We start from the raw sequence: 1414 nt of genomic DNA, 5'->3' as shown, positions 1-1414 counted from the left end.
TGTATTATACTGAAATAGGTTGACTCTTTTTGGTTACTATTTAGACGTTCAAAAGATTTTTTTTAGCCGTTTAGAAGGCAAAAAAATAGTTTGAACTGGGTCAGTTCTTAAATCGTAAGTTCAGGTAAATTTACATTATTTTTTCGATAGGATTTGTATTTGATGTTTGGATTTAAATGTACTTCTGCAGGTTTTCTTAAATCCAGGCTAAAATGCGTTCTCAGATTATTATAGATATATACAGCTTGCTCAGTCATTTTTTGTGCTAAACCTGTGTTTTTAATAGTCTGTTTTAATCCGTATTCATATTTTAAAGTTCTATTAATTCGTTCAGCTACAGCGTTTTCATAAGGGTCGTATTGCTCTGTCATACTCATTGTTATTCCATTGTTTTCGGCAAATTCTGTGTATTTAGGATTGCAGTATTGAAACCCTCTGTCTGAGTGATGTATAAGTTTTTCATTAGGATATTTTCTGTTTTTAATAGCCATAGCGAGCGCATCAGTACAAAGTGATGTTCTCATGTGGTTGTCTAATTTGTAACCCATAATTTGCTTAGAATACGCGTCTGTAACAATTGCTAAATAGTTATGACCCTTTTCAGTTTTAATATACGTGATGTCGCTTACCCAAAGCTGTTCTGGTCGATTAGGCACGTGGTCTTTTACTAGGTTTTTATATTTTTTGTACAAGTGATTAGAATTGGTTGTTGTGATGTAATTTTTTGTTTTTGGTACTAGTAGTTTATTTAGTCTCAAGAAGCTGTAGAACTTGTCTCTGCCTATTTTAATGTCAGCATTAATAAAGTCTTGTTTAAGTTCGGTATGTAGTTTTATTCCACCAGTTTTCGAGCCTACTTGTTTGCGGTAGTCTTTAACCATTTTGATCATTTTTTGATGATCTATTTCTTTTTTTTGTTGTGTTTTGAGTCTTTTGTAGAAGGCTTGTTTAGATATCCCAAAACATCCATAGAGCCATTTTCTTTTATACGCTGTTTTTTCTTTTGCTCTATCTCTTTTGCTAATGTTTTGGGTAATGACTTTTTTGACATATCAACGCCTGTAATCAGTTCCATATCAGCGATAATGTCTTGTTGGAAGTCTTTTTGAAACTCAAGTTCTTCAATCTTTTCCTTTAATTTTTTAATCTCATCGTTTTTACTCATACCAGTATTTTGTTGTACTAAAGTACTGTATTTTCTTAACCAATAGGAAATAGTTGTTCTAGGAATATCATATTTTTTAGAAGCTTGATTGTTGGATAGCTGACCATTTAAGATTTGGTCAACGACTAAAAGTTTAGTCTCTAAAGTTGCTTTTTGATAGCTTTTTTTTCGCCAGTGTTCATTTTGTGTTTTCATAAGTGACTGTAATTAATTGCTTAATTTTTAGTCAACCTATTTCAGGAAAGTTCA

At 31.7% G+C, this 1414-nt stretch carries 2 protein-coding genes; both read right to left on the bottom strand.

Features of this window, described 5'->3' with window-relative positions; translation table 11 throughout:
- Positions 1-107 precede the first annotated feature (107 nt).
- The gene (locus tag QMA06_RS16400; protein ID WP_290207996.1) at positions 108-956 is read right to left on the bottom strand and encodes an IS3 family transposase; all 849 of its coding nucleotides are present in this window, start codon (positions 954-956) and stop codon (positions 108-110) included.
- Positions 902-1360: a helix-turn-helix domain-containing protein gene (locus QMA06_RS16395; protein ID WP_290207995.1), complete on the bottom strand. Its 459-nt coding sequence runs from the start codon at positions 1358-1360 to the stop codon at positions 902-904. The genes QMA06_RS16400 and QMA06_RS16395 overlap by 55 nt, the downstream gene beginning before the upstream one ends.
- Between the last annotated feature and the right edge of the window lie 54 nt (positions 1361-1414).

It is taken from the genome of Winogradskyella bathintestinalis, from assembly GCF_030407435.1.
GTDB classification, from domain to species: Bacteria; Bacteroidota; Bacteroidia; order Flavobacteriales; family Flavobacteriaceae; genus Winogradskyella; species Winogradskyella bathintestinalis.
The sequence above is the reverse complement of the archived record's forward strand: the minus strand, read 5'-3'. Positions and strand labels throughout refer to the sequence as shown.